We start from the raw sequence: 15,921 nt of genomic DNA on the forward strand, positions 1-15,921 counted from the left end.
CGTCAAGCGGACTGAGGCGCCGCTTGATCCTGACCCTTCTCTTTCGGGGAGGGGTCGGGTTCCTTGTCGCCACCGGCCGGTGACGGTTTCCCTAACCGGTCGGGGTGAGTCCCCCGCCCCATGGTGCGGCGCAGCAGGGGGCGCGGGCTACTTCCCTTGCCCGGCTGGACCCCGGGCCCCCGAAGCGCAGTATGGTCTTCGCCATTCGCGCGGCCCCACCCCTTTCGCGGGGATAGGGCCGCGCCGGCCGCTTTGGGCTTCGGGGGAGATCGTCGCGTGCAGAAAGTTGCCCTTATCACCGGTGCCACCGGCCAGGACGGTGCCTACCTGGCGGAGCTGCTGCTGTCCAAGGGGTACATGGTGCACGGCGTGAAGCGCCGCTCCTCCTCCTTCAATACCGGCCGCATCGAGCACCTGTACCAGGACCCCCACGAGCCGGACGTGCGCTTCCGCCTGCACTATGGCGACCTGACGGACAGCACCAACCTGATCCGCCTGGTGCAGGAGGTCCAGCCGGACGAAATCTACAACCTCGCCGCCCAGAGCCACGTGGCGGTGAGCTTCGAGACGCCGGAGTACACCGCCAACGCCGACGGCATCGGCACCCTGCGCGTGCTGGAGGCCATCCGCATCCTGGGCCTGGAGAAGAAGACCCGCTTCTACCAGGCCAGCACGTCCGAGCTGTACGGCAAGGTGCAGGAGACGCCGCAGCGGGAGACGACGCCCTTCTACCCGCGCTCCCCCTACGCGGCGGCCAAGCTGTACGCCTACTGGATCACGGTGAACTACCGCGAGGCTTACGGGATGCACGCCAGCAACGGCATCCTGTTCAACCACGAGAGCCCGATCCGCGGCGAGACCTTCGTCACCCGCAAGATCACCCGCGCCGTCGCCGCCATCGAGTACGGCGTGCAGGACTGCCTGTACCTGGGCAACCTGGACTCCCTGCGCGACTGGGGCCATGCCCGCGACTATGTGGAGGGCATGTGGCGCATCCTGCAGCAGGACGTGGCCGACGACTATGTCCTGGCCACGGGCGAGATGCACACGGTGCGCGAGTTCGTGGAGCTGGCCTTCGCCGAGGTGGGCCGCAAGGTCACCTGGCAGGGAGCCGGCGTGGAGGAGCAGGGCATCGACGCGGCCAGCGGCAAGGTGCTGGTGCGCATCGATCCCACCTATTTCCGCCCCACCGAGGTGGACCTGCTGCTGGGCGACCCGTCCAAGGCCCGTGCCAAGCTGGGCTGGCAGCACAAGGTCACCTTCCCGGAGCTGGTGCGCGACATGGTCGCCGCCGACCTGGGCGTGGTGGCGGCGGAACACGGCATCAAGACGCCGCCGAAGGCGACCGGCAACCACCGGCTGGCCGCGGTGGTCGCCGCCATCTGATCTGGCGCCCGGCGGCCCGGGCGGTTTCCCATCGGGACGGGGCGGCACAAGCCCCGACCGTCATCAGGCGAGCGTGGGAGGTTTTCCATGGGTCAGAAGTTCCGCACCCTGGTCGCGGCGGCGATGGCGCTGCTGCTGGCGGCCTGCACCGGGGCCGAGCGCATCGCGCCCCTGGCCAACAAGCCGGAAGAGGCCTATCGCCTGGACAGCGGCGACACGATCCGGCTGATCGTGCTGGAGAGCCAGCCCATGTCCGGCGAATACACGGTCAGCGACGCCGGCACCGTGTCCCTGCCGCTGGTGGGCCCGATCCCGGCCCGCGGCCAGACGGTGCCGGACCTGGAGCGGGCCATCTTTGCCCGGCTCCAGAAGGACTATTTCGAGAAGCCGAACGTCAGCGTCGAGGTGAAGTCCTTCCGCCCCTTCTTCATCCTGGGCAGCGTCGCCCGGCCCGGCCAGTACCCCTACCAACCCGGCATGACCGTGCTGACCGCCGTGGCGGTGGCCGGCGGCTTCACCGTGCGGGCCCGTACGGACGAGGTGTCCATCGTCCGCACCGTGGATGGCAAGTCGGAGGAGGGGGTGGCCCAGCGCAGCACCCAGGTCCGCCCCGGTGACGTCATCTACGTCTTCGACCGGGTGTTCTGACCATGCCCGCCCGCCGTGCCGGGTGGCTCCGGTCGGCGGCGGCCCTCGCCGCCGCCGGCAGCCTGACACTTCCCGTCGCCGCCCAATCGCCCTATGGCCCCCTGGGCGTGCGGCTGGGCCTGGTGGAGATCTATCCCACCGCGGGGGTGGTGGCCCGTTACACCGACAACGTCTTCGCCAACCGGACCGACAAGGAATCCGACCTGGTGACGGAGTTCGTGGCCGGGTTCACCGCCAACACCCTGTGGGCGCGGGACACCCTGAACGCCGACCTGGAGGTCCGCGCCCGCCGCTACCGGGAGAACGAGAACCAGGACCGGACCAGCATCATCGCCGGCCTGTCGGGCCAGTTCGACGCCACGGAGGACGATACCGTCGGCTTCGACCTGCGCTTCCGCCGGCAGGCGGAGATCCGGAACTTCCAGGACGTTGACCCCAACCTGCCGCCGGCGGAGAACATCCGCTTCGACAGCTACAGCGCGTCGCTGCTGTATGAGCGGCGGGTGAACAACTTCGCCCTGTCGGTCACCGGCTTCGGCGGGACCGTGGACTATCCCGGCCTGCTGAACGACCGGGACCGGGACGACGCGCAGGCGTCGCTCCGCGTATCCTATGCGCTCTCACCCAGCCTCAGCGCCTACCTGCAACCGGCCTTCGCCTGGCAGGACTTCCCCAACTTCGACAGCGCCACCTCCACCACCCTGACGGCGCTGGCCGGGGCGCGGTTCGACCTGTCCACCATCTGGGTCGGCGACATCGGCGTCGGCGTCTTCAAGCAGGATTACCGGTCCGACCAGTTCAAGGACCTGACCAGCTTCGCCGTCAACGGGCGGCTGACCTGGAAGCCGTCGGCCCTGACGACGGTGACGGCCAGCACGGTGCGGAGCCAGGCCCCCAACACGCGGCCCGGGGCCGGCAACCTGGTCAGCACCCGCTTCCAACTGTCGGTACGGCACGACTTCCTGCTGAACCTGTCGGCGGAGGCGCGGGTCAACTACGCCATCGACGATTTCGGCCGTGTGGACGACGGGAGCGACCGCCGCTGGGAAGCGGAACTGCGCGGGGAGTACCAGTTGAACCGCAACCTGGGCCTTACCGCCTCCGTCCAGCACCGCCGGCGGGAGTCGGACAGCCCGGGCCGGGAGTACAAGCAGAACAACATCCTGCTGGGGATCAGGGTGAGGTTGTAAGGCTAGTGCCCTCCCCTTGGGGCAGGGCTATCGCATATGGCGCTCGACCCGCTTCCGCCCGGCAAACATCGAACTCTGCTAAGCGCGTTCCGGGCAGAATCGCTATCCGAAGAGCGGTTCCAAATGCACGGAACGTACTTGGGATTTTCATATGCGATAGCCCTGCCCCTTGGGGAGAGGGTGGCGAGCGGAGCGAGCCGGGTGAGGGAGGTGGACGTAGGGACCAAGTGTCTTTCTGCTGATTCCCCCTCACCCCGACCCTCTCCCCGGGGGGGAGAGGGGGATGTCTCGAGGAACCCGTCTCCCTCATCCGGCGCTACCGCGCCACCTTCTCCCCAGGGAGAAGGGACAATGCCAGGGGGAGGGAACAGGGCACCCCTTCCGCGCCGCCCACCGCGGGCCGCATCTGCACCATAGTCCGTCGGGACCAGAACTCGGGACCCCCATGACCCTGACCGGCCTGATCCTCATCCCGCTTTGCCTGCTGCTGATCCTGGCGCCCTGGCGCTGGGCGCTGATGGCGCTGCCGTCCATCGCCCTGCTGCACGCGGCGTCGGTGCTCCAGCTCGGTTCCTTCGGCCTGCAGCCCGGCTTGTTCTTCGGGCTGATGATCGTCGGTCGGACGCTGGTGGAGGTGCTGTTGAAGCCCCAGGCGCTGAACCGGCACGTGCTGCGCCTGATGACGCCCATGTTCCTGCTACTGATGTTGGCGGTGCTGACCCTGTGGGCGGCGCTGGTCATGTTCCAGGGGGAGATCTACGTCATCGGCGGGTCGGACGGCTTCGACCTGGACCGCGCCGCACCCTATGTGTTCCGGCGCGAGAACATCACCCAGCTTGCCTATCTGGCCCTGCACGTGGCCATCCTCTATGCCGTCGCCCACCAGGTGGCGCGGCGACCGGAGGAGGAGCGGGTGGACCTGCTGTACAAGGGCATGTCCATCGCCCTGGTCTTCGCGTCCGTCTGCTGCCTGTGGCACTGGGCCAGCTTCCGCTTCGGCTTCATCCCTTGGCCCACCAGCTTCTTCCAGTCGAACCCCATGTACCGGGGGATGGACCAGATGCTGTTCGGCGAGCTGCGGGTGAACGGGCCCTTTTCCGAGCCGTCGGCGCTGGCCTATTTCTACGCCGGGTTCCTGTACTTCGCCTGGTTCCGCTTCCGGCAGCAGGCCACCAGCTTCGGCGTGATGATGATCGGGCTGTGCCTGGTCGCCCTGTTCCTGTCACGCTCCACCACCGGGTTCCTGGTGATGGGCGTGTTCGGGCTGCTGGTGGCGCAGACGGGCCTGGCCCTGTTCCTGCGCCGGCGCATCGCCATGCCAAGGCTGCGGCTGGGCGGGGCGGCGGCCGCCCTGGTGCTGCTGGCCGCCTCCTTCGGCGGCACGGTCTATGTGGTACAGAACCTGGAGGCGGTGCAGACCGTCTTTGAGAAGATGGTGCTGCAGAAGACCGAAAGCTCCTCCTTCGAGGAACGCTCCACCGTGAACCTGATGGCCCTGGACATCACGGTGGAGACGGGCGGCATCGGCATCGGCCTGGGCAGCCACAAGCCCAGCGCCCTGCCGCTGACCCTGTTGTCCAACGTGGGCGTGCTGGGCTTCCTGGCCTTCGCCCTGTTCGCCGTGGACTTGCTGCGGCCCCGCACCGTGACGCGGGAGGACGGCAGCCGGTCCAGGGATTCGGAGCTGGCGCCCCTGCGCTGGCACCTGTTGGGCCTGTTGATGATCCACACCTTCTCCAACCCCAACCTCAGCATGGTGATGCTGTGGGTCAGCTTCGCCTTCCTGACCGGCACCATCGCCGCCCACCGCGCGGCGGAGCGGCGGGTGGTGGCGGAGGGGGTGCGGATGGCCTTGGGGCCGCGGGCGGGGTATGCGTGAGGGCGTAGGTCGGATTAGCGGGCCCGGGCCCACGTAATCCGACAGCGAAGCATGTGGTGTGGTGCCGTCGGATTACGGCGCTGGCGCGCCTAATCCGACCTACGTCAGCGTCACGCCACGCTTTTGGCGATCTCCATCAGCCGGTCGCCGAAGGCGTCCCAGTTCAAGCGGGCGTGGTATTCGGCGAGGCTGGCATGGGCCAGGTCCAAGTAGGCCGGATAATCCGCCCACATCCCGGCCAGCACCGTGGCGTAGTCCGCCGGCCCTGCCTCCAGCGGCAGGCACCAGCCGTTGACCCCGTCGCGCACGATGGTCGGGATGCCGCCCACCGCCGTGGAGAGGGAGGGCAGGCCGTAGGCCGCGGCCTCGCAGAAGGTCATGCCATAATTCTCCGCCCGGGACGGCACGAACATGACGTGGGCGTTGGCCAGCAGGTCCTGCATCAGCCGGTTCTGGGCAGGGTCGCGCTTGTTCAGCAGGCCGTGGCTGGTGGCGAAGGGGGGAAGGGCCACCGGCGGCTGGCGGATGCCCACCAGGTGCAGTTCCACCGGGATGCCGCCGGCCTGGAGCATCTCACAGGCGGCCAGCACGATGTCCGCCCCTTTCCGTTCCCACTCCCGCCCGCTGAACAGCACCACCAGCCGGTCGGTGGGGCGGGCGGCGATGCGGTCGGCCACCGTGGCCCGGTCGGGGGCCTGGACGTTGGCGCCGAAGGGCACGACATGGACCTTTCGCGGGTCGGCGCCATAATCGCGCACGGCGCTCTGCGCCGCCCAGTCGGACGGGTAGATGGCGGCGGCGCAGGACGCCAGGGCCTTGCGCTCCAGCCGGTGGCCCTGGGCCAGGTAGGAGGGGGCCAGGTTGGAGAAGCTGTCGTAGAAGCCGATGACGTTCTGGAAGGTGGCGTCGGCACAGAAAATCTTCGGCAACTTGGTCTCCAACTCCGCCACCGCGTGGGAGCCGGGGCAGAAGACGCAATCCGCGTCGCTGCCCTTCAGGCGCTTGGACACTTGGCGGGCCAGGCTGCGCAGCAACAGGGTTTCCCGATCCGGGCGATAGCGCAGGCCGCGCAGACGGTTGAAGGCGTAGCGCGGGGCGAAGACGTACTTCACCCGGTCCTCCAGGGGGAACACCCGCTCCACCGGGCCGGTGCGCCGCTCGATCTGGGACAGGATGGAGAAGGGGCGGCCCGACTGCACGTTGATGTCGCTGGCGTCCAGGTCATAGACATAGGCGAAGCGCATGCATCCCTCCCCGCCGGGTGCCCCGGCATCGGCAAGGGCCCGGGCGGGCCGGGCCGGTTCCCAACCCCTGTATAGGCGCGGCGATACGCCATTGTCGGCGGTTCGATCTGGGTAAATCCAATTGCCCCCGGCACTTACTTGATGGCGCCTGCCGCGGTGCGGCATGGCGGGTAGAGTGCCCGGACCCCAGGTTCCGCACCCTTGCCCCGGATGCCCGCCCATGATCGCCGCCCGCAGCAGCTCCCCGCCGCTCGCCCCCGGCCACGCCGCCGCCATGGAAGGGCTGAAGGGCCGGCTTGACGGGCTGGCCGACTTCATCCCCCGGGGTAGGCCGGTGCTGTACCTGGATTATCCGCTGCACCTGAATGTCGGCGACATGCTGATCAATCTGGGCACGGAGGCCTGGCTGGCCGCCCACGGCTATGAGGTGGTGGGCCGTGCCTGCGTGCATGACGCGACGCCGCGGGACTGGACCCGCATCAGCCAGGACACCACCGTGCTGCTGCATGGCGGCGGCAACTTCGGCGACCTGTACGGCGTGCACCAGGAACTGCGGGAGCGGGTGGTGGCCGACCTGCCCCACAACAAGATCGTGGTGATGCCCCAGTCCGTGCATTTCCGCGATGCGGCCAACCTGCGGCGCACGGCCTCCGTCCTGAAGCGGCACCGGGACCTGACCATCACGGTGCGCGACCATGAAAGCCGTGAGCTGCTGGGCCCTGCCCTGGGCGGCATGCCCATCCACATGTTCCCCGACATGGCCCATGCCCTCTGGCCGCTCAGCGCCGGGCAGGAGGCGGGCGGGCAAGGAACCCTGTGCCTCTGGCGGGTGGACATCGAGAAGGTGGACTACGCGGACCAGTTCGGCAGCCAGGCGGGCAAGCCCGTGGATTGGGAAGACATGGTGACGCCGGCGGAAATGGCCGCCTTCAAGGCGTTGCTGCGCTGGGTGCGGCTGGACAACAGGTTGGGCCACCGCTTCCCCAACCACCGGCTCTGGTACAGCCTGCGGGACCGGATCGTCGGCCGGATGGTGCGGACCTTCGCCGCCCATGACGCGGTCACCACCAACCGGCTGCACGCCATCATCCTGTCCTGCCTGCTGGAACGGCCGGTCACCTATACCGACAACAGCTATGGCAAGCTGTCCCGCTACCACGCCGCCTGGCTGGAAGGCTGCGACGTGGTGCGGGTGTGAGGGGAAAGGGGCCACCCGCCTGGGACGGCCCCTTTCATCGCATCAGGCCTTGGCGGTGACCATGGCGTCGAACAGGGCCTGCACCGTGTCCTTCTGCAGGTCCTTGACGATGAAGACGATGCGGGTGCGGTGGTCGTCGGTGGGCCAGCCCTCAAGCTGCACCGGCGGGTGGAACAGGTGCTGCACCCCGTGGATGACGATGGGGCGCTCCGCCTCCTCCACGTTCAGCAGGCCCTTCACGCGCAGGATGCTGTCGCCGTGGGCCTGGGCCACCGTCTCGAAGAAACCCACCAGCTTGTCCCAGGACAGCGGCGCCTCATGCGTCACGACGAAGGAATGGATCTTGTCGTTGTGGCGGTTGGCGTCGTGGTGGTGGTCATGGTCATGCCCATGGTCGTGGGCGCAGTGACCGTGGTCATGGTCGCAGTGGGCGTGGTCGTGATCGTGGTCATGGCCGTGGTCATGATGGTGGTGGCCATGGTCATGGTCGTGCCCGTGGTCGTGGCCGTCGCCCTCATAGGCCTCGGCCTTCAGCCAGCGCTGCACGTCCAGGGACTTGGTCTGCGGGTTGTACAGCCCGGCCTCGAACAGCAGGACGGGCAGGGACTCGTCCTTCTGGGCGTCCACCTGGGTGGCGCCGGGGTTCAGGTGCTGCAAGCGGTGGCGCAAATTGTAGACCGCGTCCTTGTCGGCGATGTCGGTCTTGGTCAGCACCACCCGGTCGGCCACGGCGGCCTGCTTCAGGCTTTCCTCATGCTCGTCCAGCTGCTTCATGCCGTGGACGGCGTCCACTGTGGTCACCACCCCGTCCAGCCGGAAGCGCGACGCGATCAGCGGGTCGGTCATCAGCGTGTGCAGGATGGGGGCCGGGTCGGCCAGGCCCGTCGTCTCGATCACCACCCGGTCGAACTCCGGCACCTCACCGCGCAGGCGGCGCATGTACAGGTCGCGCAGCGTGTCCGACAGGTCGCTGCGGATGGTGCAGCACAGGCAGCCCGAATCCATCAGCACCGTGTTCTCATCCGCCTTGCTGACCAGCAGGTGGTCCAGCCCGACTTCCCCGAACTCGTTGATCACCACGGCGGTGCGGGCCATGCCGGGGTCCCGGATCAGGCGGGACAGCAGCGTGGTCTTGCCGCTGCCCAGGAACCCGGTCAGCACGGAGATGGGCAGGCGGGGCGTCGGGGCGGGCGGGGTCTGGGTCGCGGTCATGGGTCGTGTCGGCTCCAGGGGAACGGCGGTGCAGGGTGCCACCCGCCGTGTTATCGTGGAAGCTATATGAGGAAGGGGCTCCCCCAATGCCACCCGCCATCCCGTGCCGCAAGCCTGATGAGACGGTTACGGGGGGCAGGGTGAGCTGGAGCGAGGTTTCTTGCCTTCCTGCAACTGAATGCTATATTATGCATTTCGACGTTTAACCTCTCGGTTCCTTTCTTCATATCCAGCACGTCGCGGGGGATTGGTCATGGCGGAGCCAGCATGGGTGCGAGGCAAGGAGACGCCCGATGATCTTGCCGCGCGCCTCGCCGAAGAGCGGGCCGAGATAGAGCTTGGCTTGCAGGACTTTGCCGTCGGACGGGTGGTGGACCTGGAAGATATCGAGGCTTGGGTCGATGCCCTTGAACGCGGTGAGAATTTACCTGTGCCGCAATCTGGGCGGTGATCGGGCCCGATGGTTTGGCGGGTGAAGCTGACGGATCGCGCCGCCCGCGATTTGGACAAGATCGGGGACTGGTACACCCAACCGGGATCCGGGCCAGCAGCCCGCCAAAAGCTTCGCCGGCTTACCCAAGCCCTCAGGAACGTGAAAACCTACCCGTATCTGGGCGCCCAAAGCCGGCACGATGGCTTGCGGGAGCTTGGTGTCGAGGGCATCGGGTAATCTACCAGCTCATCTGGAGCACTGGGCCCGGTAGCGGCGACGACACCATCTTGGTCATCCGCATCTTCGGGCCCGGGCAGGACCGGTCCTCCCTTTAGCCCCTGCACCCCGGGCACAGCCCCGTCACCTCCACCGTCTGCCGGGTCACGGTGAAGCCCTGGGCGGCGGCGGCGGCGGTGATGGTGTCGCGCACCGTGGTGTCGGTCAGTTCCGTCGCTTCCCCGCAGCGCTCGCAGACCAGGAACTGGCCGGTGTGGCTGGTGCCGGGCTGGGGGCAGCCGACGAAGGCGTTCAGGGACTCGATGCGGTGGACCAGGCCCTGTTCCAGCAGGAAGTCCAGGGCGCGGTAGACGGTCAGGGGCGCCACCCGCTTCCCGTCCTTGGACAGGTCCTCCAGGATGGCATAGGCGCCGCGGGGCTGGTGGCTGGACCAGACCAGTTCCAGGACCCGGGCGCGCTGGGCGGTCAGCTTCACGCCCCGCGCCTCGCACAGGTCGCGGGCCCGGTCCATGGCGCCGTGCACGCAGGCGGCGTGGTCGTGGCGGTGGCCGTTGCTCGGCTGATGCTGGTGCGCGGTGACGCCCACTCTCTCCATCCCTGACACGTCCAGGTTTCGCCAACCCTAGTACAGGTGGGGACGCCTGTCGCCGAATTCGACGGGACGGATGGACCTTTCGCGCCCCCGCCCTAGTTGAGGCAGCCATCGGGTGAATTCCCGGACGGGACCCAGTGCTGAGGAGAGGAGAGACATGGCGGCCCCCATCATCGTCATCGGCGCCACCGGCGGCATCGGCGAGGCCCTGGCCCGGCGGTTGAGCGCGCAGAAGCGGCCGCTGTTCCTGGTCGCCCGCAACGGCGACAAGCTGGGCCCCCTGGCGGAAAGCCTGGGCGCCGTCGGCAGCGCCGCGGCCGACGTGCTGGACGACCAGGCCCTGACCACGGCGGTGCAGCAGGCCGACTCCGGCGACGGGATCGCGGGCCTCGCCTATTGCGTCGGCACCATCACCATCAAGCCGCTGAAGGCCGCCAGCGCGGAGGACTTCATGGAGGCCTACCGGCTGAACGTGGCCGGCGCCGTCACCGCCCTGAAGGCGGCGGAGAAGGGGCTGAAGGCCGCCAAGGGCAGCGTGGTCCTGTTCAGCACCGTGGCGGTGGAGCAGGGCTTCCCCAACCACTCCGTCATCGCCAGCGCCAAGGGGGCCGTGGCCGGCCTCGCCCGGTCCCTGGCGGCGGAGTGGGCGCCGGCGGTGCGGGTGAACCTGGTGGCCCCGTCCCTGACCCGCACGCCCCTTGCCCATCCCCTGCTGACCAGCGACCAGTTCGCCCAGGGCATCGCCAACATGCACCCGATCCCCCGCCTGGGCGAGGCGGACGACCAGGCCGCCGCGGCCGCCTTCCTGCTGTCGGAGGATGCAAGCTGGATCACCGGCCAGACACTGGGCGTCGATGGCGGGCGGTCGACCCTGCGGAACAAGGGCTGACGTCGGTTCCTCCCTCACCAGCCGTTGCGGACCGGGCACCCGCGCCCTACTTCAATCCGAGCAGGATCGAAAGGGGAGGGCGGGCATGGTTCCGGCGCTGTCGCGCAGGGGATTCGTGGCGGGCGCGGCCGGCGTCGCGGCGCTGGGCTGGGCCGGGCTCCCGGGACGGGCCGGTGCCGCCACAATCCCCGGCACCGGCCAGATCCCCTTCAGCGTCTTCCGCAATGGCGACGACGCCATGGGCTACCACCGGCTGCGCTTCAGCCGGGAGGGGGACCGGTTCATCGTCGACAAGGAGATCGGCTTCGAGGTCAAGGTCGCCTTCATCACCGCCTACCGGTACAAGCACACGAACCGGGAGGTCTGGCAGGACGGGCGGTTGGTGAGCCTGGATACCAGGACCAACGACGACGGTGACAAGCACTGGGTCAAGGGGCAGGCCAAAGACGGTGCCTTCGCGGTGGAGAGCAGCCGCGGAAGCCTGTTCGCCCCGCCGGACATCATCCCCACCAGCTATTGGAACATCGCCACCCTGAAGGCCCCGCGGCTGCTGGACACGCAGCGGGGCCTGCTGATGGATGTCGCCATCGACGACAAGGGGGAGCAGGTGATCCGGGCCGGCGGGCAGGACATCCCGGCCCGGCACCACACCATCCGCCTGCTGACCAACCCGCCCGGCGCCACCAACGCCATCGAGATCTGGTACGACCGCAACGACGCCTGGGTGAAGCTGGCCTTCAAGGCCAAGGGCCAGGACATCGGCTATGTCCTGGACCCGGAGGGGCTGGTCCGCCCCGGCCAGGCGGCAGAGGTGGTGTTCGGCCAGGCCGGGGCGCGGAACTGACGCCATGCCCGGCACCCTTCGCTTCGTGCTGGGCGACCAGCTCAGCCCCGGCCTGTCAAGCCTGCGTGGTCTGGACAAGGCCGCCGACACGGTGCTGATGGCGGAGGTGTGGGACGAGGCCACCTATGTCCGCCATCACCCCAAGAAGATCGCCTTCCTGTTCAGCGCCATGCGCCACTTCGCGGAGGACCTGCGGCGGCAGGGGGTGCGGGTGGACTATGTCCGGCTGGACCAGCCCGGCAACACAGGGTCCTTCCGGGGGAGCTGCTGCGCGCGGTGGAGCGGCACCGGCCCGACCGGGTGGCGGTGACCTTCCCCGGGGAGTGGCGGGTCTGGGAAGACATGAGGGGCTGGGGCGATGTCTGCGGCCTGCCGGTGGAGATTGCCGAGGATACCCGCTTCTTCTGCCCCCCGGAACGCTTCCGCGCCCATGCCCAGGGCCGCAAGCAGCTGCGCATGGAGTTCTTTTACCGGGAGATGCGGCGGGAGCACGGCATCCTGCTGGACCCGGACGGCGAGCCGGAAGGCGGCCAGTGGAACTTCGACGCGGAGAACCGCAAAAGCCTGCCCAGGGGCCAGCCCGTGCCGCCCCGCTTCACCGTGGCGCCGGACGCCATGACGGCAGAGGTGCTGGACCTGGTGCGCCGCCGCTTCGGCAACCATTTCGGCGACCTTGAGCCCTTCGGCTTCGCCGTCACCGCCGCGGACGCGGAGGCCGCCTTCGAGCATTTCGTCAGACACGCCCTGCCCCTGTTCGGGGACTATCAGGACGCCATGGCCATGGGCCAGGATACCCTGTTCCACAGCGTCATCGGCCAGTACCTGAACTGCGGCCTGCTGGACCCGCGCGCCGTCTGCCGCCGGGTGGAAACGGAGTACCGGGCGGGACGGGTGCCGCTGAACGCGGCGGAAGGGTACATCCGCCAGGTCCTGGGCTGGCGGGAGTATGTGCGCGGCATCTACTGGCTGAAGATGCCCGACTATGCCCGGACCAACCACCTTGGGGCCCACCGGCCCCTGCCGGACCTGTACTGGACGGGAGAGACGCCCCTGCGCTGCCTGGCGGAGGTGGTGGGGCAGACCAGGCGTGAGGCCTATGCCCACCATATCCAGCGCCTGATGGTCACCGGCAACTTCGCCCTGCTGCTGGGGGTGGAGCCGGCGCAAGTCGAGGAATGGTACCTGGCCGTCTATGCCGACGCTTATGAGTGGGTGGAACTGCCCAACGTCCACGGCATGGTGATGCATGCCGACGGCGGCTATCTGGGCAGCAAGCCTTATGCAGCCAGCGGCAAGTACATCGACCGCATGTCCGACTATTGCGGCCGGTGCAGTTTCGACGTGGCCCGGACTAGCGGGCCCGATGCCTGCCCCATGAACTATCTCTACTGGAATTTCCTGATAGAGAATGAGGGCAAGCTGCGCGGCAACCCCCGCATGGGCATGATCTACAAGACCCTGGACAAGATGGCCCCCGCCAAGCGCGACGGCTTCCGCGCCGACAGCGCCCGCTTCCTGGAAAACCTGTACGGGACCGGAAGCGTAACGAAACCCGCCCTTAGCAGCCCGGACCTGTTCGCAGCCGGAACGACCCGCCATCAGGAGGATGCATGAGTTTCCCGATCCGCACGCCCATGCCCGCCGACGGCGTGGCCTGGGTCACCGGTGCCTCCAGCGGGATCGGGGAGCATGTGGCCCTGCGGCTGGCGGGGGAGGGCTGGACCGTGGTCGCCAGCGCCCGCCGGGCCGACGCGCTGGAAGCCCTGGCCGCCCGCGCCCGGGGGCCGGGGCGGATCGTTCCGTGGCCGGTCGATCTTGTGGACCTGGAAGCCACAAGGGCCGCGGTGGCCGGGATCAAGGCGGCACATGGGCCGGTGGCCCTGGCCGTGCTGAACGCCGGCACCTTCAAGCCCGACAGCGCCCGTACCCTGAAGGCGGAGGAGTACCGGCAGACGGTGGACATCAACCTGATGGGCACCATCCACTGCCTGGACGCCCTGCTGCCCGACATGATCGGCCGCCAGCTCGGCCACCTCGCCATCGTTTCCAGCGTGGCGGGTTACCGGGGGCTGCCGCGGTCGCTGGCCTATGGGGCCACCAAGGCGGCGCTGATCAACCTGGCGGAATCCCTGAAGCTGGACGTGGAGCGGTATGGGGTGAAGGTGCAGCTGGTGAGCCCCGGCTTCATCAAGACCCCGCTGACCGACAAGAACGACTTCCCCATGCCCTTCCTGATGCCGGTGGAGGAGGCGGCGGAGCGACTTGTGTCGGGATTGAAGGGGGAAGGGTTCGAGATTACCTTCCCGCGCCGCTTCACCTTCTGGCTCCAGCGGCTGCGCTGCCTGCCTTACCCGGCCTATTTCAACATCGTGCGGAGGACGGTCCCGAAATGAATGCCCCGGTCCCGGTGGAACAGGCCGTGGAGGCCTACATCCGGTTCTATCAGGACCTGCGGCCGGAGACCGTCAACCGGCTGGACCGGTTGGCCGTGCCGGACGTGCACTTCAAGGACCCGTTCAACGACTTCCGGTCACGGGACCGGATGAAGCATGTCTTCCAGAACATGTACCAGCGGGTGGAACAGCCCCGCTTCATCGTGCGCGACCACGCCACCTCGGGACAGACCGCCTTCCTGCGTTGGGGCTTCACCTTCCGGGTCAAGGGCCAGGCCCGCCCCCTGACCATCGAGGGCATGTCGGAGGTGCGCTTCGACCATGCCGGCATGGTGCAGAGCCACATCGACCATTGGGACGCGGCGGAGCAGTTCTATGAGCGGTTGCCGGTCCTGGGCTGGGTCCTGCGGGCCATCAAGAAGCGCATGGCGGATTAGGGTTGTGATACCGCCGCTTGTGCCCGGGGCTTGGGCGCCTTAACTCCCCCCGGAAGTTCCGGTTTTGCTGATGGACCCGACCGCCATGTCCCTGCCCACCGTCCGTACCGTCGCCGACCTTCGCGCCCAGGTGGCTGCTTGGCGCGGGCAGGGGCTGCGCGTGGCCCTGGTGCCTACCATGGGCGCCCTGCATGACGGGCACCTGACCCTGGTGCGGCGGGGGCGGGCGCTGGCGGACAAGGTCGTCGCCAGCGTCTTCGTCAACCCCACCCAGTTCGGCCCCAGCGAGGATTTCGCCCGCTATCCCCGGGACGAGGGGGGCGACGCGGCCAAGCTGGCCTCCGCCGGCTGCGACCTGCTGTTCGCGCCCGACGTGTCGGTGATGTACCCCGACGGCTTCGCCACCAGCATTGACGTCGGTCCCGTGACCCGCCGGTGGGAGGGCGCCTTCCGCCCCGGCCACTTCAACGGCGTGGCGACGGTGGTGACCAAGCTGCTGCTGCAAGGTCTGCCCGATGTGGCCCTGTTCGGGGAGAAGGACTACCAGCAGCTCCAGACCATCCGCCGGCTGGTGCGCGACCTGGACATCCCCGTGTCCATCGAGGGCGTGCCCACGGTGCGGGAGGCGGACGGCCTCGCCCTGTCCTCCCGCAACGCCTACCTGACGGCGGAACAGCGCGCCGTGGCCGCCAGCCTGAACCGGGTGCTGCGCGATGTGGTGGAGCGGGTGCGCGCCGAGCCGGGTACCGTGGCCGACGCGGTGGCCGCGGGGGAGAGGGCCCTGCTGGCGGCCGGGTTCGACGCGGTGGATTACCTGGCCGTTGTGGACGTTGCCAGCCTGGAACCGCTGGAAAGGCTGGACGGGCCGGCGCGGGTGGTCTGCACCGCGCGGCTGGGCAAGACGCGCTTGCTGGACAATTTTCCGGTCTGAGGGCGAGGCACTCACACGTATGAAATGAGATGTGGGTGATAGGGTCTTTAGGCGGGAGGCCTAACCCTGCCGCGCCGTCTTCCCGGCCGGGTCTACCAGGTGCACGGGCTCGATCCGCGGCGGGCGGTTGTCAGGGTGTGCTTCGGGCAGGGTGGCCTCCCGCTGGTTGGCCTCTGCCGCGTCGGGGGGCAGCAGGTCGGGACGGTTGGCCTGTTCGGCCACGGCGCGACGCTTCTTGTCCGCGCGCGTGGCGAAGAAGGTGAAGATGCCGGCGGCGATGGGGATCGCCAGCACCATGAAGAAGGCCCAGATCACCTGGCCGTCCACGCCGCCGCTGTCATACATGCCGACCTCCCGTCTCCGTCCCTCCCCAGAACAGGGGGGGAGGCCGGTCGGCACGGGGGGATA

16 protein-coding genes and 1 pseudogene are annotated in these 15,921 nt (G+C 68.6%); 13 read left to right on the forward strand and 4 right to left on the reverse strand.

Going from position 1 to position 15,921, the window contains the following annotated elements:
• Positions 1-276: 276 nt before the first annotated feature.
• The 4 genes from gmd to HHL28_RS03150 all read left to right on the forward strand — a co-directional run bounded on the left by gmd (position 277) and on the right by HHL28_RS03150 (position 5,103).
• Positions 277-1,386, forward strand: a complete 1,110-nt coding sequence (gene gmd / locus HHL28_RS03135) for a GDP-mannose 4,6-dehydratase (RefSeq protein WP_075772097.1) — start codon at positions 277-279, stop codon at positions 1,384-1,386.
• Positions 1,387-1,473: 87 nt separating this feature from the next.
• Positions 1,474-2,034 carry a polysaccharide biosynthesis/export family protein gene (locus tag HHL28_RS03140; protein ID WP_075772098.1) on the forward strand — a complete coding sequence of 187 codons (561 nt, stop codon included), beginning with the start codon at positions 1,474-1,476 and terminating at the stop codon, positions 2,032-2,034.
• A 2-nt stretch (positions 2,035-2,036) separates the two neighbouring features.
• Complete coding sequence (locus HHL28_RS03145; protein WP_075772099.1) at positions 2,037-3,224, forward strand: outer membrane beta-barrel protein; 1,188 nt, start codon at positions 2,037-2,039, stop codon at positions 3,222-3,224.
• A gap of 445 nt (positions 3,225-3,669) precedes the next feature.
• Complete coding sequence (locus tag HHL28_RS03150; RefSeq protein ID WP_075772100.1) at positions 3,670-5,103, forward strand: hypothetical protein; 1,434 nt, start codon at positions 3,670-3,672, stop codon at positions 5,101-5,103.
• Between the two features lie 110 nt (positions 5,104-5,213).
• Here HHL28_RS03150 and HHL28_RS03155 read toward each other — a convergent pair whose 3' ends face one another.
• Complete coding sequence (locus tag HHL28_RS03155; protein WP_075772101.1) at positions 5,214-6,347, reverse strand: glycosyltransferase family 4 protein; 1,134 nt, start codon at positions 6,345-6,347, stop codon at positions 5,214-5,216.
• A gap of 220 nt (positions 6,348-6,567) precedes the next feature.
• Here HHL28_RS03155 and HHL28_RS03160 point away from each other — a divergent pair, with 220 nt between their 5' ends.
• Positions 6,568-7,545: a polysaccharide pyruvyl transferase family protein gene (locus HHL28_RS03160; RefSeq protein ID WP_169654676.1), complete on the forward strand. Its 978-nt coding sequence runs from the start codon at positions 6,568-6,570 to the stop codon at positions 7,543-7,545.
• A 42-nt stretch (positions 7,546-7,587) separates the two neighbouring features.
• Here the strand turns inward: HHL28_RS03160 and HHL28_RS03165 are convergent, their stop codons facing one another.
• Complete coding sequence (locus HHL28_RS03165; protein ID WP_075772102.1) at positions 7,588-8,757, reverse strand: CobW family GTP-binding protein; 1,170 nt, start codon at positions 8,755-8,757, stop codon at positions 7,588-7,590.
• A 253-nt stretch (positions 8,758-9,010) separates the two neighbouring features.
• Between HHL28_RS03165 and HHL28_RS03170 the strand changes: the two genes are divergently transcribed.
• A complete protein-coding gene (locus HHL28_RS03170) occupies positions 9,011-9,208 on the forward strand; it encodes a hypothetical protein (RefSeq protein ID WP_169654678.1) in 198 nt (65 codons plus the stop codon).
• A gap of 9 nt (positions 9,209-9,217) precedes the next feature.
• Complete coding sequence (locus HHL28_RS03175; protein WP_404326383.1) at positions 9,218-9,427, forward strand: type II toxin-antitoxin system RelE/ParE family toxin; 210 nt, start codon at positions 9,218-9,220, stop codon at positions 9,425-9,427.
• 94 nt (positions 9,428-9,521) lie between these two features.
• On the opposite strand, the gene HHL28_RS03180 is transcribed toward HHL28_RS03175, so the two are convergent.
• Positions 9,522-10,013 carry a Fur family transcriptional regulator gene (locus HHL28_RS03180; protein ID WP_449687239.1) on the reverse strand — a complete coding sequence of 164 codons (492 nt, stop codon included), beginning with the start codon at positions 10,011-10,013 and terminating at the stop codon, positions 9,522-9,524.
• A gap of 163 nt (positions 10,014-10,176) precedes the next feature.
• Between HHL28_RS03180 and HHL28_RS03185 the strand changes: the two genes are divergently transcribed.
• From HHL28_RS03185 to panC, 6 genes and pseudogenes are all read left to right on the forward strand, one after another.
• Entirely contained in the window at positions 10,177-10,908 is a 732-nt protein-coding gene (locus tag HHL28_RS03185; RefSeq protein ID WP_075772105.1) for an SDR family NAD(P)-dependent oxidoreductase, read from the forward strand.
• 85 nt (positions 10,909-10,993) lie between these two features.
• On the forward strand, positions 10,994-11,752 hold the full coding sequence (locus HHL28_RS03190) for a DUF6134 family protein (protein ID WP_075772106.1): 759 nt from the start codon (positions 10,994-10,996) through the stop codon (positions 11,750-11,752).
• A gap of 4 nt (positions 11,753-11,756) precedes the next feature.
• A pseudogene (locus tag HHL28_RS03195) lies at positions 11,757-13,366 on the forward strand (cryptochrome/photolyase family protein).
• Complete coding sequence (locus HHL28_RS03200; protein WP_075772107.1) at positions 13,363-14,145, forward strand: SDR family NAD(P)-dependent oxidoreductase; 783 nt, start codon at positions 13,363-13,365, stop codon at positions 14,143-14,145. The pseudogene HHL28_RS03195 and the gene HHL28_RS03200 overlap by 4 nt, the downstream one beginning before the upstream one ends.
• Positions 14,142-14,582, forward strand: a complete 441-nt coding sequence (locus HHL28_RS03205) for a nuclear transport factor 2 family protein (protein WP_075772108.1) — start codon at positions 14,142-14,144, stop codon at positions 14,580-14,582. The genes HHL28_RS03200 and HHL28_RS03205 overlap by 4 nt, the downstream gene beginning before the upstream one ends.
• A 70-nt stretch (positions 14,583-14,652) precedes the next feature.
• Positions 14,653-15,513 (forward strand): pantoate--beta-alanine ligase, encoded by an 861-nt coding sequence (panC, locus tag HHL28_RS03210; RefSeq protein ID WP_075772121.1) that lies wholly within the window; start codon positions 14,653-14,655, stop codon positions 15,511-15,513.
• A gap of 60 nt (positions 15,514-15,573) precedes the next feature.
• Here panC and HHL28_RS03215 read toward each other — a convergent pair whose 3' ends face one another.
• Complete coding sequence (locus tag HHL28_RS03215) at positions 15,574-15,858, reverse strand: hypothetical protein (protein WP_075772109.1); 285 nt, start codon at positions 15,856-15,858, stop codon at positions 15,574-15,576.
• Positions 15,859-15,921: the final 63 nt, after the last annotated feature.

Source organism: Aerophototrophica crusticola, from assembly GCF_012913305.1.
Classification (GTDB): Bacteria; Pseudomonadota; Alphaproteobacteria; order Azospirillales; family Azospirillaceae; genus Niveispirillum; species Niveispirillum crusticola.